This is a genomic window from Streptomyces sp. NPDC048275 (assembly GCF_040652275.1).
Taxonomy (GTDB): Bacteria; Actinomycetota; Actinomycetes; order Streptomycetales; family Streptomycetaceae; genus Streptomyces.
This window is the reverse complement of record NZ_JBEZLR010000044.1, coordinates 1-19,018: the sequence shown is the minus strand read 5'-3', so window position 1 is coordinate 19,018 and position 19,018 is coordinate 1. Positions and strand designations below refer to the sequence as shown.

The following is a 19,018-nucleotide window of genomic DNA, read 5'->3' as shown; positions in this document are numbered from 1 at the left end:
TGAGGACCCGGCCGCGCATCCTGGAATGTTCCGGATCGCGACCGCGCCCTTCCGCGCACCGGCCGTCTGTCCCCACGGGCGGCCGGAGCGGACCGGGCGCGCGCTCCGCTTGAGCACGCGCGCCCGCAGGCGCGGGTGTATGAGGGACGCGGACGCGGCGGGCCGGCTGCTGATGGCCCCGTGGCTCTGCCCTGCTGAGGCGTCCTCAGTTCTTCAAGGCGCTCAGGACGGCGGTGGCCATGCCTCGTTCGCCGTGTGCGTTCGGGTGGACCATGGCTGCGGGGCTGCTGGGCCGGAGCGGCTCGATCCAACGGGTGCCCGCCGGGGAACAGGCGTCGTGTCCGACCGACGGGGCGAAGGTGTCGACATACGTCGCTCCCGCAGCCCGCGCGTGTTCGCTGAGCATGGTGTTGAACTCCCGTTGCTTCTGGCGCAGGAATGTGACGTCGCCAGGGGCGAGGGGCAGGCCACGGTCGCAGTCGGTGCCCTTGACGGGCAGGATCGCCGGGTAGCCGACGACGTAGACGCGGGCCTCGGGCGCGCGGCGTTCGATCTCGGTCAGTGCTCGGGCGAGGCGGTTGCCCGTGGCGCGGATCTTCTCGGCGACTTCGTCGGCGCCGTCAGAGGCGTACCTCTCCTGACAGGGCGCCTTGCCGGTGATGTCCATGAGTTTGTCGGCCAGTTCGAAGAGCGTTCCCGTGGTGACGCACTTGGTGATCATCGAGCTGAAGCCGATGTCGTTGCCGCCGATACCCAGGGTGACCAGCCTCGTGGTGGTGGAAAGCGCCGAGAGCTGAGCGGGGTTGGTGCCGTTGTCGGTCGACTGGGGAGCGGTGAGGTCGGCGATGGTGGCGCCACTGCAGCTGACGTCACGGAAGTCGGCCGCCTTGAGGCCCAGTTCCTTTGCGACGACGGCCGGATAGTTACGGCCGGACCGGTCGCAGCCGGCCGGATCGCCGGTCTGGGGAGGGATTTTGGGGCCCGAGGTGTACGAGTCGCCGAGTGCGACGTAAGGCCCCTTGGGGGGTGCCGATGCCGATGCCTTTGCCTGTTCCTTGTCACCGTCACCGTCACCGCTACTGTCGCTGTCCGAGTTCTGTCCGATGCTGACGGCGGTGACCAGTACCCCGCAGGCAAGGGCCACGCCTATGCCGGTTCGTGCCAACGGTCCCATTGCTGTGTCCTGTTCCTTCGTCGTGGATGCTCAACTGCGGTGCTGCCGAGGTGGCTCGGCTTCGGGGGCGAAGAGGTGAACACGGGGCGGGGACGTGGGGAGACGGTCCGGGCGTCGGACGAGGCGGGCGAGCGGGGTGGACCGGGTCATGTCGGCCGTACGAGCCCGGTGTCGTACGCGAAGATCACGGCCTGGACGCGATCGCGGGCGTCAATCTTGGTGAGGATGCGGCCGATGTGGGACTTGACCGTGGATTCGGCCAGGTGCAGACGTTCGGCGATCTCCTGGTTCGTCCAGCCGGTGGCGATGGCGGTGAGGACTTCACGTTCACGTTCGGTGAGGTCGTCGAGCCGGCGTTGCTGCCCGGGGGAGTGGCCGGGAAGGCGGTCACTGAAGGCGTCGAGGAGCTTGCGGGTGAGGCTGGGGGAGATGACGGCGTCTCCGGCGGCCACCGCCCGGACACCGGCGATGAGTTCCTCGGGAAGGGCGTCCTTGAGCAGGAAGCCGCTGGCTCCGGCGCGCAGGGCGTCGTAGGCGTACTCGTCGAGGTCGAAGGTGGTCAGCACCAGGACGCGGGAGCGGCCGCCGGACTCGACGATGCGGCGGGTGGCCTCGATGCCGTCCATACCGGGCATGCGTACGTCCATCAGGACGACGTCGGGACGCAGCTCGGCCGCCATGCGGACCGCTTCGCTGCCGTTGGTGGCCTCGCCGACGACGGTCATGTCGGGCTGGGCCTCCAGGAGCATGCTGAAGCCCATGCGTTGCAGGGCCTGGTCGTCGACGATGAGGACTGTGGTCATGCGGGGTACTCCGGGGAGGATGGGGGTCCCCCCGCTCGAGCGGAGTCGAGGGTGGGGGAGGGCGGATTGGGAACGAGAGACGCGTGGACGGTCCAGCCCCCACGGGCGTTGGGGCCCGCGGTGACAGTTCCTCGGTAGAGAGCGACGCGTTCGCGCATGCCGACCAGGCCACGACCGCCCCCGGTTCGCGGGCGGCGGGTTCCCGGTGTGCGGGGCGGGCCGTCGTCCTCGACGGTGACGTGGACGGCGTCCGGGCCGGCCGCGAGGGACACGCGGACCGAGGTGTCGGAGGCGGCGTACTTGACGGTGTTGGTCAAGGCCTCCTGGACGATGCGGTAGACGGAGAGCTGGAGACCTGGGGGCAGGCCGGTGAGGTCGCCCTGGGTGTCCAGCATGACGGTGGGACCGGCTGCGCGGACGCGGTCCAGCAGTGAGCCCAGGTCGACCAGACCGGGCTGCGGGGCGAGCGGCGCGTTGTCCGCTCGGTCGCTGTCCTTGCCGATGACGGCGAGCAGGCGGCGAAGTTCGGCCAGGGCGTCGCGGCCGCTGGCGCTGATGATGCGGAGTGTCTGTGCGCCGCGTTCCGGTTTCGTCTCGGTGAGGGCGGCGGCGCCGTCGGCGAGGCCGACGATGACGGAGAGGGTGTGGCCGAGGATGTCGTGCATCTCGCGGGAGACACGGGCGCGTTCCTGCGCGATGGCGAGACGCGCCTGCTGGTCGCGTTCTTTCCTCAGAGCGTCGACGTAGGCGCTCGCCAGCCGGCTCAGCAGACCGAGCGCGGCGAAGGCCGCCATGGCGGTCATCGCCATCAGGGTCACGATCTCCGGCCGTGTGGCGTGCTCCAGCTGGCGCCCGTTCCAGAACACGGCGGCCCACGCGACGAGTTGCGCGGTGGTGACACCGATGGCGAGGGCCAGTTGGCGCGGCGTGCAGTGGCGGCCGACGTTGAAGAGGGCCACGACGCGTGCGGACTCGGCACCGGTCATGACCCCCAGGGGCAGGGCCGCCACGGACACGGCGGTGGTGAGGGCGAAGACGAGCATGGACCGGCGCTCCCGCCACAGGAGCGGGACGGCGAAAGCGACGATGAGTGCCAGCTGCGCCGGGATGTCGCCGGTGTTGTAGGGGTTGAGGGGGGAGCTGACGCCGAGCGCGGCGCAGAAGACCGGAACACCCCAGTGCCGGACCTTGGGGTGGGCTTGGTCGGCCCGCCGCAACGCGGCCAGCCGGAAGACGACCGAGGCGATCACGCGCTGCTCGGAATCGCTGGTCAGGGTCTCCAGGGTCCGGTCGTCGCCCGGGCGGTGGGCGGGTGCGCTCGGTGCGGTCACGGGGGAGTCCTTCATGGCTCGGAGGGCCGCCCGCCGGTCCTGGGATTGGACTGGCGGGCGGGGGCTGGGGGATTGGACCGGCGGGCGGGCCTGGGGAGTCGGTCGGTGGGATCCGGCCGTTCCGGTCGGCGATCCAGCGGTGGTCGGCAGCTGCCGCTGCGACTCGGTGCCGTCAACGCTTGCGGAACAGTTTCTTCCGTAGCCCCCTCGTCGTCGTTTCCTTCGACTCGGCCGTGTCGGCGGGCGTGGTGGTGGTGGCGTCGTCGGCGCGTGCGAGCCGCTGCATGAGCCCTGACAGTCCTCGCTTCCTGCCGCGGCCCCTCGTGCGACGGCCCGGCGCCTCCGTGTCGCCGGAGCCGTTGGCGTTGGGCAGGTCGCTGTCCGAGGCTGTGTGTGTCCCGGCTCCCGTGGCGGCGGAGGCATTGGCGTCGCGGTTGTGCGCGCGGTGCTGCCTGAGCCCGGACAGTCCCGGTGTCCTGCCGCGGTGGTGGCGTGAAGGCGCCGGCGTGAACGCAGGCGTGTCCGAGGCATCGGAGCCGGTGCCGCCCGTGAAGACAGCCGGTGCCCTGTGGCTGTACGAGCCTGGGTGAGCCCCGGCGGCCACGCCGACGAGTACCGGTTCGGGCGCGGTGCTCGTGCTGGCGGCGGACAGCGTGTGGCGCAGCTTCTCGCCCTCGACGTCCACGTCGGGCATGGCGCGGTCGAGCCACTTGGGCAGGCCCCAGGCGCGGTCGCCGAGCAGGGCCATCACCGCCGGGACGATGGTCATGCGGACCACGAAGGCGTCGAAGAGGACCGCGGAGGCGAGACCCAGACCGACCGACTTGATCAGTGCCGCATCGTCGAGGAGGAACCCGGAGAAGACGGCGATCATGATGACCGCGGCGGCAGTGACCACCCGGCCGCTGTGCCGGAAGCCCCCGACGATGGCCTGTGTGGGGGTGGCCCCGTGGACGTACTCCTCCCGCATCCGGGTGACGAGGAAGACCTCGTAGTCCATGGCGAGGCCGAAGACGACACCGATCAGCAGGATGGGCAGCACGCTGACGATGGGCGCCGTCTGGTCGACGCCGAAGACATCCGCGAGCCAGCCCCACTGGAAGACAGCCACCAGGACGCCGAGGGTGGCGGCGATGGTGAGCAGGAAGCCGAGCGTCGCCTTGAGCGGGATCAGGATCGAGCGGAAGACCAGCAGGAGCAGGACAAGGGCCAGGCCGACGACGATGGCGAGGTACGGGATGAGGGCCTGGGCGAGCTTGGTGGAGACGTCGATGTTGACGGCGGTGGTGCCGGTGACCATCAGGTCGGCGCCGGTGTCCTTCTGCAGGGCGGCGCTGTGGTCGCGGATGTCGGTGACCAGGTCCTTGGTGGCCTGACTGGTCGGGGAACTGTTCGGGACGACACCGATGATGGCGACGTCACCGGCCTTGTTGAAGGCCGCGTCACGTACCGAGACGACGTCGTCCAGCTTGCCCAGGCTCGCGGTCGCGTCCGCGGCGGCGGCCTTGGGGTCGTCACTGCCCCGGGCGTCGACGACCACGGTCAGCGGGCCGTTGAAGCCCGGTCCGAAGCCTTGGCTGAGGGTGTCGTAGGCGAGGCGTTGGGTGCTGGCGGGGGGCTTCATGGAGTCGTCGGGCAGGGTCAGGCGCAGTGACATGGCGGGGATGGCCAGCAGTCCGAGGCCGATCACCGAGACAGCGAGGACCTTGACAGGGTTGCGGGTGACGAACGTCGCCCAGCGCACGCCCATCGACTCGCCCTCGCCGCGCTCCAGCGCTTTCATACGGCGCGACAGCAGCTTGGCCTTCATGATCCGCATACCGGCGAAGCCGAGCAGGGCGGGCAGCAGCGTCAGCGCGATCACCACAGCGACGGCGACGGCAAAGGCGGAGCCCAGCCCCATGGAGGTGAGCATCTGGATGCCGATGACGCTCAGTCCGGCCAGCGCGATGATCACGGTCAGGCCCGCGAAGACGACCGCGGAGCCGGCGGTGCCCAGGGCCCGTCCGCAGGCCTCTTCCGGGTCGTGCCCGTCGCGGATTTCGTTGCGGTAGCGGGAGACGATGAACAGGGCGTAGTCAATGGCGACGGCCAGGCCGAGCATCAGTGCCAGCGCGGACGTCTGGGAGGCGATGTCGAAGAACTGGGTGGCGACGGTGATCGACAGGATGGCCGCGCCGACGCCGAGGATCGCGGTGAGCAGGGGCAGTCCGGCGGCGATCAGCGAGCCGAAGGTGATCACCAGGGCGACGGCGGCGACGCCGAGGCCGATCAGCTCGGCCGCCTTGCTGGCGGCCTCCTCGGCTACCGCGTCGCCGCCCAGGCTCACCGTGAGGCCCGCCTTTTCGCCCTGCTCGACGACAGCGGTCTGGACGTCGTGTGCGGCGTCACTGACGTCGGCCTCGGTGACCTTGTACGTCACCCCGGCGTAGCCGATGGTGCCGGACTTGCTGATCTGGCCGCTGGCGAAGGGGTCGGAGACGCTCGACACCTGCGGCGACTTCTCCAGCTTCGCCACCAGGGACTCGACCTCGGCCTTGTTGGTGCCGGAGGTCAGCTTCTGTCCGTCGGGTGCCTCGAAGACGACCCGGGCGGAGGCGCCGCCCGCGGATGCTTGCGGGAACTCCTTGCCCAGCAGGTCGATGGCTTTCTGGGACTGGGTGCCCGGCAGCGTGAAGCTGTCCGAGGTGGAGCCGGTGGAACTCATGGCGCCCATGCCTACGGCGGCCAGGACGGCGATCCACAACATGAGGACGAGGCGTCGTCGCCGGAAGGCGAACCGGCCGAGCCGATAGAGGAAGGTGGCCACGGATTACTCCCACTGGAGAAGAGATCATTGCGTACGCTGAGGCCTTGGCGGCCCGTGAACTCAAGCTAGGGGCGGTTTTTCGCGCTCCCTGCCTCCTGTGGGACCGAATCCGAGGGGCTGCGATTAGTACCGCAGTACCCATGGCTCTCGTCCTCCCAGCGAGAGGACCGGCGACGCGCTCGTCAGTGGGTGACGGTGACCAGCACCCGGCCGCGCCCGCCCGCGTCGACCCGGTCGTGGGCCTTGGCGATGTCCACGAGCGGGTAGCGGTCACCGACGTCGACGGTCAGGGCGCCGACCGCGGCCGCCGCGGTCAGGTCGCGCGCGGCCTGCCGTTTGGCGGCGACCGGGAAGTCGTCGCCGCCGAGCAGGCGCAGGGTGATGTTGTTGAACAGCAGGGGCCAGAAAGGGAGTTCGGTGCGGTCGTCATGAGTTCCGTAGGCGGCGATGACGGCGTCGAGCGCGATGACCGCGTTGTCGAGGTCCGCGTTGGCCGACAGGGACACCTCGACGACGCGGTGCACGCCGTCGGGCGCGTAAGCGCGGATCGCCGCCGCCGGGTCCTCGGCGTCCAGGGCGACGGCGTGGGAGATGACAGCCGGGTCGACGCGGTCCAGATCGCCGCTGCGGCGGACGGTGCCGATCACGGTGGCGCCGCCCCAGCGGGCGAGTTGGGCGGCCTGCGAGCCGACGCCGCCGAGCACACCGTGCACGAGAACGAGCCGGCCGTCCACCGGGCCGTCCGCGAACACCGCGCGGTGGGCGGTGATGCCGGGGATACCGAGGCTCGCGCCGAGTTCGTCGCTGAGATGGTCGGGGAGCCGGACGGCCTGCTGATCGGGTACGACGGTGTACTGGGCGGCAGTACCGAAGGCCCGGTAGGACTGGGCGCCGTAGACCCACACCCGCTGGCCCACGCGGCGGGCGTCGACCCCCTCACCCACCGCGTCGATGACGCCGGCGGCGTCGCTGTGCGGGACGACCCTCGGGTACGGCATCGAGGAACCGAGCCAGCCGTGCCGCTTCTTGGTGTCGCCGGGATTGACGCCGGAGACGCTCACGCGGACGCGGACCTCGCCGGGGCCGGGCTCCGGGTCGGGCAGTTCACCGACGTGCAGGACGTCGGCGGCGGGGCCTTGTTCGTCGTACCAGGACGCGAGCATGGAAGTACCTCCGGTGTCTTTCAGGAGTTCTCGGGCGGTTCCTCGCCCAGCACTTCGCGGAGCCAGGCGCGTTCGGCGCGGCTGGTCGCGCGGGCGGTGAGGAGAATGCCGCGCCGGTACGGGTCGGCGACCTCCTCGGCGCGCATCGGCCGGTCACCGTCGTAGAAGAAGCTCGCCGGCTCCTCCAGGAAGGCGAGGCGCCGACGCAGCACCGTGTGTTGGTCGGTCACGTCGGGGAGCAGCGAGAGGAAGGACAGCACCGTATAGAAGCGGGTGTGGTCGGTGATCTCGTGGTCGGCCGGCTCGCGCAGGCGCTCCAGCATCTCGGCACGGCCGGCCTCGGTCAGGCTCAGCACGTAGCGGGCGGCGCCCGCGCGCGGGTCGGCCCGCCGTTCCAGCAGGCCCGCTTTGGCGAGGCGGTTGATGGCCGGGTAGAGGCTGCCGTCACTGACCGGGCGGATATGGCCGGTCAGTCGGGAGACACGGCGGCGCAGCTCATGCCCCGGCAAGGGGCCTTCGGCGAGGAAGCCCAGTATGGCGAGTTCCAGCATGGGGCCATCGTCTCACAACGTGCATCGAATCGATATGTACATCGAATCGATGTTACGGTCATTGACGGCTCGCCTCACCGCCGAGGCCCGAACGTCCCCGCCGTTCCGCTCAACTCGTCCCCGCAGGTGCCCCCGTCCCGAGCGTCGCCGAACTCCCCGAGAGCGCCACGGTACCGGCGAGGCGAGCACCGGAGGCGCCCAGCGGATGACCGAGGTCGATCGCGCCGCCTTGCGGGTTGAGGATGGCCGGGTCGAACTCGGGCCATTCGGCCATACAGCCCAGCACCTGGGCGGCGAAGTCCTCGTCCAGAACTGACAGATCGTCAAACCCGTTGCCCGACTTGGCCGGTGCGCGGTTGACCGCCACCGCCTCCATCGCAGTGGCGACCACCTTGTCCATCACGCCACGACGGCGGCCAGGTCGGACGGATGCTGAGCCAGCGGTGTCACGTCGACCTTCATGTAGGGGAAGAGCGGGAGGCTCCACAGGATCCGGTGCAGTGCCTCGTTGTCGGCGACATCGAAGACGCTGATGTTGGCGTACTGCCCGACGCACCGCCAGATGTGCACCCACTCACCCGACTTCTGCAGCTCCTGGCAGTACGCCTTCTCGCGTGCCACCAGGTCCGCGCGGACCTCGGGGTCGAGGTCGCGCGGAATCTCAACGTCCATTCGTACCGCGAACAGCACCGCGCATCACGCCTTGTCGAGGACGAAGTCGTATGTGACCTCGTTGCCGGTGCCGTCCGCGACCGGGGTCGGGGAGAGGATCAGTTCGGGCTTCACGGCCTGGGCGATGTCGTCCTCGACGTAGCTGCCGCCCTGGAAGTACAGCTGGGTGGTGATGAGCTGGTGGCCGGGCGCCGACACCTTCAGGTGTAGGTGGGCGGGCCGCCACGCATGCCGGCCGGCGGCCGCGATGAGCCTGCCGCACGAGCCGTCGGTCGGGATCTGGTACGGGGCGGGCTCAATGGTGTGGATCTTGAAGTGGCCCTGGTCGTCGGCGATGACCGTGCCGCGCAGGTTCCACTCGGGCAGTCCGGGTGCGAACTGCGAGTAGTAGCCGTCGTTGTCGGCGTGCCAGACGTCCACCGTGGCGCCGACCAGCGGTGCGCCGTCCACGTTCGTGACCTGGCCCTGGAAGAGCAGCGGGGTGCCCTCCTCGCCGTCGCGCATCGGCAGGGTCGCCTCACCATCCTCAAAAACGCCCGCGAAGCCTATGCCACCCTCGGCACCCGCACGCATGTGGAGCGCTGCGAGCGGGAGCTGCAGGCAGGCGGTCTGCACGGCACCCGTCTCGCCCCCGGCATGGCCAAGCTCACCCCCCAGGAACAGGCCGTGGCCCGGTTGGTCGCCTCCGGGGCGACCAACCAGCAGGCGGCGTTGGAGCTGTTCATCTCCGTCAAGACCGTGCAGTACCACCTGACACACGTCTATTCCAAGCTGGGCATCCGCTCTCGCAGTGAACTCGCCGTCAGCTTCAGGGACTTGCCGTCGCCCGACTGATCGGCGTGCTCGCCGGCACGTCGGACGCCGCTCAGGTCAACGGCGGTGCTGGTCGCGGGACTCGGTCTCGAAACGCTGGGTGATGTCGGTCTGCAGCGCCTTCTTGTCGATCTTGCCGACCTTCGTGGCCGCCAACTCGTCCACGATCACCAGCCGTTCGGGCAGCTTGAACCGAGCGATGCCGGCGCGTTCCATCGACGCCCGGACCTCCTCCAGTGCGAGAGGCTCACCCGGCTGGAGGACGACATGCGCATGTCCATCAGGGGAACGTCGGGCTGGGCGACGCGGCGGTCGCCAACAGCGACACCAGCACGTAAGGCTGCGCGTGCCGACCAAGGCGTATCCCCCGGGGTGGCCTATGACGGTACGGGTGACAAGGACGACGCGGCCAGCTACCGGCCATCTCCACCAAGGCGACCGCGCTCCCGCAGCGAGCCGTAGGACGGCCGCGTCGTCGCGGTCAGTCCCTGAGCCGGTCGATCTGGCGGATCTTGTTGGTCGCGTCCAGGGCGGCGACCTTGTAGGACTCGGCGAGCGTCGGGTAGTTGAACACCGCGTCGACCAGGTAGTCGACCGTGCCGCCACAGCCCATCACCGACTGACCGATGTGGATCAGCTCGGTGGCCCCGGTCCCGAAGCAGTGCACACCGAGCAGTTTGCGGTCCTCCGGGGAGACCAACAGTTTGAGCATGCCGTGCGAGTCGCCGATGATCTGCCCCCGGGCCAGTTCGCGGTAGCGGGAGATACCGACCTCGAAGGGCACGCACGCCTCGGTGAGCTGGTCCTCGGTCCGCCCGATGAAGCTGATTTCCGGGATGGTGTAGATGCCGATCGGCTGGAGGTCGTGCATCGGGTGCACCGGCTCGCCGAAGGCGTGGTACGCCGCCGTACGCCCCTGCTCCATCGAGGTCGCCGCCAGTGCCGGGAAGCCGATGACGTCCCCTACGGCGTAGATGTGCGGCACCTCGGTGCGGTAGTGCTCGTCGACCCTGATGCGGCCGCGCGGGTCGGCGGACAAGCCCGCCTTGTCCAGGTCGAGTTCGTCGGTGAGGCCCTGCCGGCCCGCGGAGTACATCACGGCGTCCGCGGGGATCTTCTTGCCGCTCTCCAGGAGGGTGAGGGTGCCCCGGGGATGACGTTCGACCGCGGCGACGGTCTCTCCGAAGCGGAAGGTGACGGCCAGGTCCCGCAGGTGGTACTTCAGCGACTCGATCACCTCGACATCGCAGAAGTCGAGCATCCCGGACCGCTTCTCGACCACCGTGATCTTGCTGCCGAGGGCGGCGAACATGGAGGCGTACTCCATGCCGATCACGCCGGCCCCGACGATGACCATGGAACGAGGCACCCGCTCGAGATTGAGCACGTTGTCCGAGTCCATGATCGTCCGCCCGTCGAACTCGACGGTCGCCGGCCGCGCCGGTCGGGTGCCGGTGGCGATGACGACGTGCTCGGCGCTCAACAGCTTTTCGTTGCCGTTCACTTCGGACAGGGCGACGGTGTGGTCGTCCACGAAGCGGCCGGTGCCGGCGAAGAGGGAGACGTGGTTGCGGGACAGCTGGCTGCGGATGACGTCGACCTCGCGGCTGACCACGTGCTGGGTGCGCGCGGTCAGATCGGCGACGGTGATGTCCTCCTTGAGGCGGTAGCTCTGGCCGTACAGATCGCGCTGGGTGAGGCCGGTGAGATAGAGGACCGCCTCGCGCAGCGTCTTGGAGGGGATGGTCCCGGTGTGGATGGAGACCCCTCCGACCATGTCGGGGCGGTCGACGACGGCAACCCGGCGGCCGAGCTTGGCCGCGGCGATGGCGGCCTTCTGGCCGCCCGGGCCGGAACCGATGACGAGCATGTCGAAGTCTGGCACCCTCCGGAGTCTGTCAGGCCCAAGTCCTCTCCCGAAAGGGTGAATTGGCAACAGTTGGCTCCGAACCGCCGCTCACTGCCTAACGGACAGGGCGGTGCCGCTTGCAGGACACCACCCTTGAGCTTTGAAGTCGCGGAAGCCGTACAACTCGTAGGCCGCCTCGGCCTGCTGGACGATCGCCTCGGGGGTCAGGGCTCCGCGTCGACGCCCTCCTCCGCCTTGCAACTGCACGCACCACACCCCGCTCACCGGCATCGGACAGGCGCTGCTGCTTTCCTCCACCGTGATCGACCGGACGGGCCCTAGGGCGCGTACCGGGTCGTGATCAATGAGCGGGTTCTCCCCTCGTGCTGATCTTCGATCCGGTAGATCGTCTTGCGTGACGCGTGCGCAGCTGACCGATGTGGAGTGGGAGTTCATCGAGCCGTACCTGCCGATCGGCGAGTATGGCCCGTACCCCGAATGGTTGCGCCAGCGGTTCGAGGGCGTGGTCTGGCGGTTCAGGGCCGGCGGGCAGTGGCGGGAGATGCCGCAGGAATTTGGTGCCTGGTCGACGGTGTCCAATCGTTTCCGGCAGTGGCGTGACGCCGGCGTGTTCGAGGCCCTGCTGGAGGGCCTGATCGCGGAGGCAGCGAAGCGGGGTGAGGTGGATCTGTCGCTGGTCGGTATCGACTCCACCACCGTGCGGGCCCATCACGATGCCGCCGGGATGCACACGAGCCAGGACGTGCTCGCCGCTCTGGAGAAGGCTGCCGCCGAAGAGGAGGTGGCCAGGTCAAAGGGGGCGGTCCAGAGGGACGAAGCGGGCAGGACGGTGGTGCCGATCCCGAGCGGGGCGAGCGGCGACGCGTCCGACGTCGGCGCAGGGTCCGGCTGAAAGCCGCTCTGCTGGGGCGCTCCCGGCGTGGGCAGACCAGCAGGGTCCATCTCGCCGGCGACCGCAAGTGCCGGCCGTTGGCGTTCGTCTTGACCGCGGGACAGGCGGCCGACAGCCCACAGTTCATCCCGGTGCTGGGGAAGATCCGGGTCCACGGCCCAGCGGGGCGGCCTCGCACCAGGCCGGACGCGGTCGCCGGGGATAAGGCGTACTCGTCCCGCGGCAACCGCGCCCACCTGCGCAGGCGCGGCATCAAGGCCGTCATCCCGGAAAAACGGGACCAGGCCGCCAACCGGAAGGCGAAGGGCCGCAGAGGGGGACGCCCCGTCGACCACGACGCCGAGTTCGACAAGGAGAGGAACACCGTCGAGCGCCTGATCGACAAGCTCAAGACGTGGCGGGGCATCGCGACCCGCTACGACAAGACCCCGGAAAGCTACCTCGCCGGGCTGCACCTGCGTGCCTCGGTGATCTGGATCAAAGACCTCACCCGAACCAGAGCCGAGAGCCGCGCAGGTCACCGAGGGGCGTAGCTTGTCGGGATCGCAGTTGTGGGCTCTCAGCGGCAGTCGCATTCCCGGATGTCGGGATTTCGGTGGCCCGCTGCCACCCGGGGCGTGGGGATTGTGCGCCGCCAGCGTGGTGTCGGCCCGCGGGCTCAGGCGAGGGCGGCGACCAGCAGGGTGAAGGCGGCGATGATGACGGCGACGCGGACGTAGTGGAAGCGGAGCCAGCGGTTCATCTGCTCCTTCCAGTCCTCGGGCCGATTCTCGGGGGTCCACGACTTGTTCCGGTTGTTGATCGGGACGAGCAGCAGGAGCGACATGATCACGCTCAGGATCAGCAGCGCGCCGGCGGTGACGACGAGGCCGGCGCCGTGGTGATGCCATCCGGCGATGGCCCAGACCGCGACGAGGACGAGCGAGCCGATGTACCAGAACGGCATCAGGGTGCCGAGCATCCGGCCCCCGTGGGCGTGGCCGAGTTGGCCACTGTCCTCGGGGAGGGCGTTGAGGATCGGGTTCATGACGAAGGCGACGGAGAACTCCACCCCCACCATCAGGCCGACGACCACGGTGGTGAAGACCTCAAGTGCGTTGAGCATGATGCCCCCTGATATCTAGTGGTGCTAGATGATGAGGCAACGCTAGTACTGCTTACGCTTGCTTGTCTAGCGGTGCTAGGATCGAATCATGTCGGTACAGGAACGCAAGGAGCGCGAACGGGCGGCCCGCGAGCGCCTCATCGTGGCGACAGCCCGCGAACTCGCCGAACAGCAGGGCTGGGACGCGGTCACCACCCGCCGGCTCGCCGAGCGCATCGAATACAGTCAGCCCGTCCTCTACAGCCACTTCCGCGGCAAGCGCGAGATCATCGGCGCCGTCGCCCTCGAGGGTGCCGCCGAGCTGGCCGCGGCGGTGCGGGCCGCGGCCTCCGCCGCGGACGGCCCGCGCGAGCGTGTCGCCGCCCTCGCCCGCGCCTACCTCGACTTCGCCGAGCGCAACCCGGCGCTCTACGACGCCATGTTCCAGCTCGACGGCGGCCTGGCGTTCGCGGACGAGGACACCCCGGAACCTCTCAAGGACGCCTTCGCTGCGCTGCTGGAGAGCCTGAGTGAGGTCGCCGGGGACGGCGTCCACCCGGGGCTGTTCACCGAGCTGTTCTGGGCGGCCCTGCACGGGGTGGCGACGCTGACCCGGGCGGGACGGCTGCCGCCGGAGTACCTCGAGCCGAGGGTGGAGCTGCTGGTGGACCGGCTCGCCATCACCTGACACCCCCTCCCGGCGGGCACCAGGCCGGGGCCCTCGCGCCCCTCGTCCGCGAACGCCTGACCCGACGACGCGACGAAATCGCCGCCTACCTCAGCGAGACCCTGAGGGCTGGCGGCAACGAGGTACGGACATGAGACGGCACACCCTGACACCCCAAGTCGTAGAGGCCGCTGTCGACGCCCTTTTTCAAGAAGCCGAGGACGGGCCATGGGCCACCGTCTCCGCCCTCGCTCGCCGTCTGCAGGTCAACCGCCAGACCCTCTACCGCGACTTCCCTGACCAGGTCACCCGCCTGCAGACGCAGCATGCCCCCGCGCAGCCGCCCTCCCACGTCCCCGGGGCACCACCACCGACCGGGCAGTCATCGCCCGCCTACGGCAGGAGAAGGAGAATCTCACCCGTCACCTGCACATCTACGAGGATCACATCAGGCGCCTCACCGTGGAGAACGCAACCCTGCGCGCAGCCCTGGAAGCCCACGACGGCGTCGCAGTCATCAGACCACCCGCCAAGGACGTGGGGGACTGACTTGGCTCGGCGCCCGCCATCATCGTCCTGACCTGGGTACATCTGGGTCACTCAGCGCGCGAGTTCGGGGGCCTTTTCCGTGGGCAGGGTGCGCATTGTTCGAAGCGGTGACAGCAAGTTGGGAAGGACGCTCAGCGTCATACCGGCTGCACCAATCCACAAGGTGCCTGTTGCTCCGAACACAGAGCCCGAGGCTCCGCCCAAAAGCCCACCGAGAGGAATGCCACCCCAGGAAACGAATCGAGCTGTTGCGCTCATCCGGCCCAGAAGCCGATCCGGTGTCAGGGCCTGTTGGAAGCTTGATTGAGCCACCACGCGGAGGACTCCGCCCAGTGAAAGAGCCGCGAGTCCGATCGCAGCCACATACACGCTCCAACCCGTTCGCGCCATCGGCATGAGGACGGTCAACGGACAGGTGACCAGTGACGCGAGCCAGATGACCGGACCGCGCCCGACCCGCTTCGAGACCCTGGTTGCCAACAGTGCGCCCAGCAAGGCACCACAACCCATTCCCGAAAGAACGAGGCCAATACCAGAGGACTGGAGACCTATCTCCCGCTCCAAAAAGACCAGCAACATGGTTTGATACATGACCAGGAAGAGGTTGAATATCGCATCCCCCAGCATGATTGCACGTAGGGTAGGGTTCTTCACGACGAACTTCAGTCCCTCCTTGATCTCTCGGCCCAATTGAGGGTGCTCACTCAGCTCAGGCTTCTGTTCGCGTTTCCGGATGGTGATCGCGAGCAGTCCCGAAATAGCCATCCCGGCCGAACTCACCAAAAGCGTTGCAGGAGCTCCAACCAGGCCGACCAGCGGCCCTGCCACCATCGGCCCGCTGATACTGGTTACCGAGCGTATTGCCGACAGTTTTGAGTTTCCTTCCACGAGATTGCTGCGTCCCACCAAGTGCGGGAGATAGCTGACGTACGCAACATCGAAGAAAACAGTCAATATTCCATGAACCAAGGCGACTGCGTAGAGCCACCAGATGGTGAGATCGTCTGTCCACCACGCCACCGGTATCGTCAAGAGGACCAGCGCGCGAGTGAGATCAGTGCTGATCATCACCGGTCGCTTCCGCATGCGGTCCATCCATGCGCCTGCCGGCAGCCCGACCAGGAGTGATCCTGCCGTAGTCATCGTGGTCATTAATCCCACCTGGAACTCGTCTGCATGTAATGCCGCGATGGCAACCAGAGGCAAGGCCAGAAAGATGATCCGGTCGCCTAGTTGACCGAGCGCAGTGGCGGCAAACAATCGCCCGAAGTCCCGATCGCGTAAGAGGCCGAGCCGGGAGGATTTTGGCATGGAACACCCTACTGTCGAATTTGCGATGTCTCTCTAATGGCTTCAACGACTACGGACGGTCGACTCCGAACTCGTAGACCACTTCCCGGCGCACGTCCGGAATGACCATGTCGGCCGTTTCCACCGGACGTCCGTCCGTGTCGAATATGGTCCGCTCGATCTGAAGCACGAGGTCCCCCACGCTGATCCCCAGGAGGTTTGCCTGCACCTGGGTGGCACGAGCCGGGCGCGGCACCTCGACCACAGTCGAGATGACTACGCCGATGGAGCGCATGCGCTCGACAACCCCCTTTCCCGCCGAGGGGCCCATCTCGGGCAGCACAATCGGCGTTCCATCCGTGATAGCCATCGGCTCCCAGGATTCGGAAAGCTGGACGGGTTGCCCGTCGGCGAGGAACTCGTAATGCGTATTGACGCAAAGGTCCCCGGAACTGATGGCGAGCCGCTCGGCGATTGACTCAGGGGCGGGAACGCGCAGCTGACTGTGCGAATCCCAGGCATTAGCCCTGCCCTGCTCCCTCATGCCGGAGCAGGGGGGAGAGCCCTCCCCGCGTTCGCGGTGCCGCGACCGGACCAGCCGCAGGCGCTCGCGCGGCACGCGGACGTAGGTGCCCGAGCCGGCGCGTCCTTCGAGGAGACCGTCGATGATCAAACGGTCCATAGCCCTCTGCATGACGTTGCGTCCGACCCCGTACTCCACGGCGAGCCGTGCCCGGGACGGCAGTCGCTCCCCGATCTCCCACTCTCCCGCGAGAATCCGTGCACGCAGCACGTCGGCTACTGCGAGGTACGGCGCCTCTCGGGGCATGGGCGATCCTCCGGTTGTTCTGCTCGACGGCAGCTGGTCGTTCCTAGGGGGCGTTGGCAAGCTACTGCACCGGATGAAAGCTGCTGGAGTAGGAATACGCTCGGCGCTCATGCGCCTACAGAAGTTCGAGGCGTCGTGCCCCTGATTGCCCGCTGCGGTACTCGGCGCGGAGCCGGGCCGGCCACCTATCGCTGGAGGATCGCTTCCACCCAGTTCGGCCAGGAGTCGTAGGTCGGCGAGGAGACCAAGACCTGCCGATCGGCCGTCCAGACGCGGACCTTGGCGTGCTTGCGCGGACAGAAGTTGTTCAGCACTACGATCAGCCTCTGTTGGTCCAGCGGGTGCCCAGGGCTTGGCGAAAGGGAACTCCTGCCAACGGTGCACGGAGATGGTGACCTAACGAGCCGTCATGGCGCGTCGTGCCTGCTCATGGGGCTCCGCATGGGATGGATAGCCGCCTTGCCGGAGTCGAGGTCAACGGAGCTGGGTGGTGCACCGGATTCGGCGTCGTCTCGAAGGACGAGTTGGCGTTCCGGCTCCTGTTGGACGTGTCGCTGTGATGGATGGAACAGCTCACCCCACGCCTCAGCAGCTGACCCATCTGAGCTGGTCGAGAAGCACGGTGTGCGGCTGGCCTGGGCAACAGCCAACCAGGCCTTGTGTCTTCTGCGCGAGACCGGCAACCGTGAACAGCTCCGCGAACTCGTGAGCGCCATCCATACGGAGTTGCCCACGCCTCCGGACCGGGAATACCTACGGGAGACCTGGGAGAGCCATGTTCACGTGCTGCCCGGTGATGAGCTGTTCTGCCCGCGCCCGGACACCACCCAAGAAGATGTGACTGCGGTCCTCGCCTCAGTCGCCGACGATCCGGCACGCCGAGCAGCCGCCTCACTGCACATGGCCGCGCACGCGTACCACGGGGAGGAACCCCGGGCAGCCATCGAACTGCTCGAAGAAGCCGACCTGTACGCACAGCGCCAGTCCGACGAGGTCAGGGAAGCCATCGTCCACCTGCAGGCCAACGCATCGGCACAGGCAGCAGCCGCTCACCGACGAGCAGGAAAGCGCGTCGAGGCAATGGACCGGCACGCCCGGGCCGCATGGGACTACGCAAGACTCCGATTGCGCGATCTCGCGCTGCGCCAACTGGAGTCGATGGTGGACTGCGCGACTGAGGGCAACCCATCGGAGGCAGCCCACGCCGTAGTGGGCCTGGTCATCGAGCTGGACACTCAGGCCCCCTCCGGCAGCAGCGACCAGGTCCACGAAGGCTGGCTTCGCGCTGTCGAGGCGGCTGCCGGCAGGCTCGCCCACATCGCCGACCGCACCGTCGGCCAGGCCCGAGCGAAGGCCGCCGCCCTCGAGACACCGTCGGCCGCGCCGAGCCGGACTCCGCGTCCCTCGCCCACGCCAGTCGAAAGCGTGGGGGGCGGAGCAGGTGCACCAGGTGCTGGAGGCGGCCGAGAGGGTCTTCGTGTCCCTGACCGGCTACACCGGCTTCGACCGCGACCTGTCGGAAGAGATCCTCATGGTCGTCCTGAAGACTGTCAGTGCCGAACAGCAGGAGGGCTACGTACGGCAGTTGGAGGCCTTCGCCGCAGCCAACCGTGAACGCCTCGGGCAGTTGTACGGGAAGTACGGGCCGGGCGGAAAGTTCGCGGACGAGAGTCGCTGCTACCTGACCCATCAGCCCGAGAGCGTTGTGGTCTGCGAGCGCCTGGACATTGCCCCGCTGTGGCTCGAAGGGGTGTGGAACGAGGAACTCGACGCCGAGCTGACGCTGGAGCGCTTCACCAAGTACTGGCGTTTCGGCCTGGGACCCTCATGAGCGGAACCGGCGATCGATGTGCTGACCTCCGTCGGCTCGACGGCGACTTCGGGGAGAGGATGATGCCATGGCTCAGCTGAAGATCCGGGACCTGGCCGAATTCCTGCGTCAGGCACCACGACGACGAGACCTTGAGCAGGACTGGATCCGGCTCGTCTACGACGGCACCGCCCTGCACATGTCCACGGCCGACGCCCCGGACTGGCTACGACGTCGCGGCATGACGACTCGAAGCGGCCCCCGTGCCGGGCATGGGCAGGTCTCTGCCGGAGCCTGAGAAAGCTGCCGATGCTCACGTGGGGGCAGATTCCAGCCGCCCGGGTGGGGCCGCCGAACGACGTCGCGGCCAACCCCGCAGGTGCGCTGGCGGCGCATGTACGACCGGATACGGCGGGGGTGCTCGCGGAGTTGGAGCAGGGGTGGCCGGCTAGGGCCTGTTGCGAAAGCCACGGACGGCTGGGCTCGACTGCCCAAGCAGGCCTCTCTGGGAGAAGCCGACGGTCAGGGTGGGCGCGCTGGGGAGTGCGACCGTTCAAAAATTCCCGTCTCGCGCTGGGGTGCGGGGATAGCCTCGGCGCTGCCATCGGGCCGTGTCCCGCGACGTGGTGTAGGGGATCAAGAGCTACGCGTTCCGGTTCGAGACCCGTGGCGATCTCTGCGGAGACTGCAGCCCACGAAGCGTCCCGGCAA

At 68.3% G+C, this 19,018-nt stretch carries 18 protein-coding genes and 4 pseudogenes; 5 read left to right on the top strand and 17 right to left on the bottom strand.

Translation table 11 applies throughout. The annotated features are described in order from the left end of the window. Positions 1–205: 205 nt before the first annotated feature. The 9 genes and pseudogenes from AB0D57_RS24885 to AB0D57_RS24845 form a co-directional block, all read right to left on the bottom strand. Complete coding sequence (locus tag AB0D57_RS24885) at positions 206–1,174, bottom strand: SGNH/GDSL hydrolase family protein (protein ID WP_362076923.1); 969 nt, start codon at positions 1,172–1,174, stop codon at positions 206–208. Between the two features lie 146 nt (positions 1,175–1,320). Continuing rightward, on the bottom strand, positions 1,321–1,977 hold the full coding sequence (locus tag AB0D57_RS24880; protein WP_362076920.1) for a response regulator transcription factor: 657 nt from the start codon (positions 1,975–1,977) through the stop codon (positions 1,321–1,323). Continuing rightward, positions 1,974–3,308 (bottom strand): histidine kinase, encoded by a 1,335-nt coding sequence (locus tag AB0D57_RS24875; RefSeq protein ID WP_362076917.1) that lies wholly within the window; start codon positions 3,306–3,308, stop codon positions 1,974–1,976. Before AB0D57_RS24875 ends, AB0D57_RS24880 begins: the two co-directional genes overlap by 4 nt. Positions 3,309–3,966: 658 nt before the next feature. Continuing rightward, positions 3,967–6,117, bottom strand: a pseudogene (locus AB0D57_RS24870) (MMPL family transporter); the annotation flags it as partial. 182 nt (positions 6,118–6,299) lie between these two features. Continuing rightward, positions 6,300–7,280 carry an NADPH:quinone reductase gene (locus AB0D57_RS24865; RefSeq protein ID WP_362076913.1) on the bottom strand — a complete coding sequence of 327 codons (981 nt, stop codon included), beginning with the start codon at positions 7,278–7,280 and terminating at the stop codon, positions 6,300–6,302. Positions 7,281–7,300: 20 nt separating this feature from the next. Then, the gene (locus AB0D57_RS24860) at positions 7,301–7,831 is read right to left on the bottom strand and encodes a PadR family transcriptional regulator (protein WP_362076910.1); all 531 of its coding nucleotides are present in this window, start codon (positions 7,829–7,831) and stop codon (positions 7,301–7,303) included. A gap of 109 nt (positions 7,832–7,940) precedes the next feature. Continuing rightward, positions 7,941–8,195, bottom strand: a pseudogene (locus AB0D57_RS24855) (3-oxoadipyl-CoA thiolase); the annotation flags it as partial. Between the two features lie 35 nt (positions 8,196–8,230). Beyond that, entirely contained in the window at positions 8,231–8,521 is a 291-nt protein-coding gene (catC, locus tag AB0D57_RS24850; RefSeq protein WP_362076907.1) for a muconolactone Delta-isomerase, read from the bottom strand. Positions 8,522–8,527: 6 nt separating this feature from the next. Then, positions 8,528–9,022 (bottom strand): annotated as a pseudogene (locus AB0D57_RS24845) (catechol 1,2-dioxygenase); the annotation flags it as partial. A 54-nt stretch (positions 9,023–9,076) separates the two neighbouring features. Between AB0D57_RS24845 and AB0D57_RS24840 the strand changes: the two are divergent. Beyond that, the gene (locus tag AB0D57_RS24840) at positions 9,077–9,337 is read left to right on the top strand and encodes a helix-turn-helix transcriptional regulator (protein WP_362076904.1); all 261 of its coding nucleotides are present in this window, start codon (positions 9,077–9,079) and stop codon (positions 9,335–9,337) included. 36 nt (positions 9,338–9,373) lie between these two features. Here the strand turns inward: AB0D57_RS24840 and AB0D57_RS24835 are convergent, their stop codons facing one another. After that, positions 9,374–9,532 (bottom strand): hypothetical protein, encoded by a 159-nt coding sequence (locus tag AB0D57_RS24835; protein WP_362076901.1) that lies wholly within the window; start codon positions 9,530–9,532, stop codon positions 9,374–9,376. Between the two features lie 265 nt (positions 9,533–9,797). Then, a complete protein-coding gene (gene sthA, locus AB0D57_RS24830) occupies positions 9,798–11,201 on the bottom strand; it encodes a Si-specific NAD(P)(+) transhydrogenase (RefSeq protein WP_362076898.1) in 1,404 nt (467 codons plus the stop codon). A gap of 379 nt (positions 11,202–11,580) precedes the next feature. Here sthA and AB0D57_RS24825 point away from each other — a divergent pair. Further along, positions 11,581–12,611, top strand: a pseudogene (locus tag AB0D57_RS24825) (IS5 family transposase). Positions 12,612–12,736: 125 nt separating this feature from the next. Here AB0D57_RS24825 and AB0D57_RS24820 read toward each other — a convergent pair. Further along, positions 12,737–13,183, bottom strand: coding sequence for a DUF1772 domain-containing protein (locus AB0D57_RS24820; protein ID WP_362076895.1), 447 nt, complete (start codon positions 13,181–13,183; stop codon positions 12,737–12,739). An 88-nt stretch (positions 13,184–13,271) separates the two neighbouring features. On the opposite strand from AB0D57_RS24820, the gene AB0D57_RS24815 reads away from it, so the two are divergent. Next, positions 13,272–13,850 carry a TetR/AcrR family transcriptional regulator gene (locus tag AB0D57_RS24815; protein WP_362076892.1) on the top strand — a complete coding sequence of 193 codons (579 nt, stop codon included), beginning with the start codon at positions 13,272–13,274 and terminating at the stop codon, positions 13,848–13,850. 579 nt (positions 13,851–14,429) lie between these two features. Here AB0D57_RS24815 and AB0D57_RS24810 read toward each other — a convergent pair. From AB0D57_RS24810 to AB0D57_RS24790, 5 genes are all read right to left on the bottom strand, one after another. Beyond that, positions 14,430–15,689, bottom strand: coding sequence for an MFS transporter (locus AB0D57_RS24810; protein WP_362076889.1), 1,260 nt, complete (start codon positions 15,687–15,689; stop codon positions 14,430–14,432). A gap of 49 nt (positions 15,690–15,738) precedes the next feature. Then, complete coding sequence (locus AB0D57_RS24805; RefSeq protein WP_362076886.1) at positions 15,739–16,497, bottom strand: GntR family transcriptional regulator; 759 nt, start codon at positions 16,495–16,497, stop codon at positions 15,739–15,741. Positions 16,498–16,682: 185 nt separating this feature from the next. Continuing rightward, positions 16,683–16,811, bottom strand: coding sequence for a hypothetical protein (locus AB0D57_RS24800; RefSeq protein WP_362076883.1), 129 nt, complete (start codon positions 16,809–16,811; stop codon positions 16,683–16,685). Positions 16,812–16,904: 93 nt separating this feature from the next. Then, the gene (locus tag AB0D57_RS24795) at positions 16,905–17,213 is read right to left on the bottom strand and encodes a DUF6191 domain-containing protein (protein ID WP_362077080.1); all 309 of its coding nucleotides are present in this window, start codon (positions 17,211–17,213) and stop codon (positions 16,905–16,907) included. 175 nt (positions 17,214–17,388) lie between these two features. Beyond that, entirely contained in the window at positions 17,389–17,814 is a 426-nt protein-coding gene (locus AB0D57_RS24790) for a hypothetical protein (RefSeq protein ID WP_362076880.1), read from the bottom strand. 124 nt (positions 17,815–17,938) lie between these two features. On the opposite strand from AB0D57_RS24790, the gene AB0D57_RS24785 reads away from it, so the two are divergent. Together AB0D57_RS24785 and AB0D57_RS24780 are read left to right on the top strand one after the other, a co-directional pair. After that, a complete protein-coding gene (locus AB0D57_RS24785; protein WP_362076877.1) occupies positions 17,939–18,328 on the top strand; it encodes a hypothetical protein in 390 nt (129 codons plus the stop codon). A 67-nt stretch (positions 18,329–18,395) separates the two neighbouring features. Beyond that, positions 18,396–18,605 (top strand): hypothetical protein, encoded by a 210-nt coding sequence (locus AB0D57_RS24780; RefSeq protein WP_362076874.1) that lies wholly within the window; start codon positions 18,396–18,398, stop codon positions 18,603–18,605. Positions 18,606–19,018 lie beyond the last annotated feature (413 nt).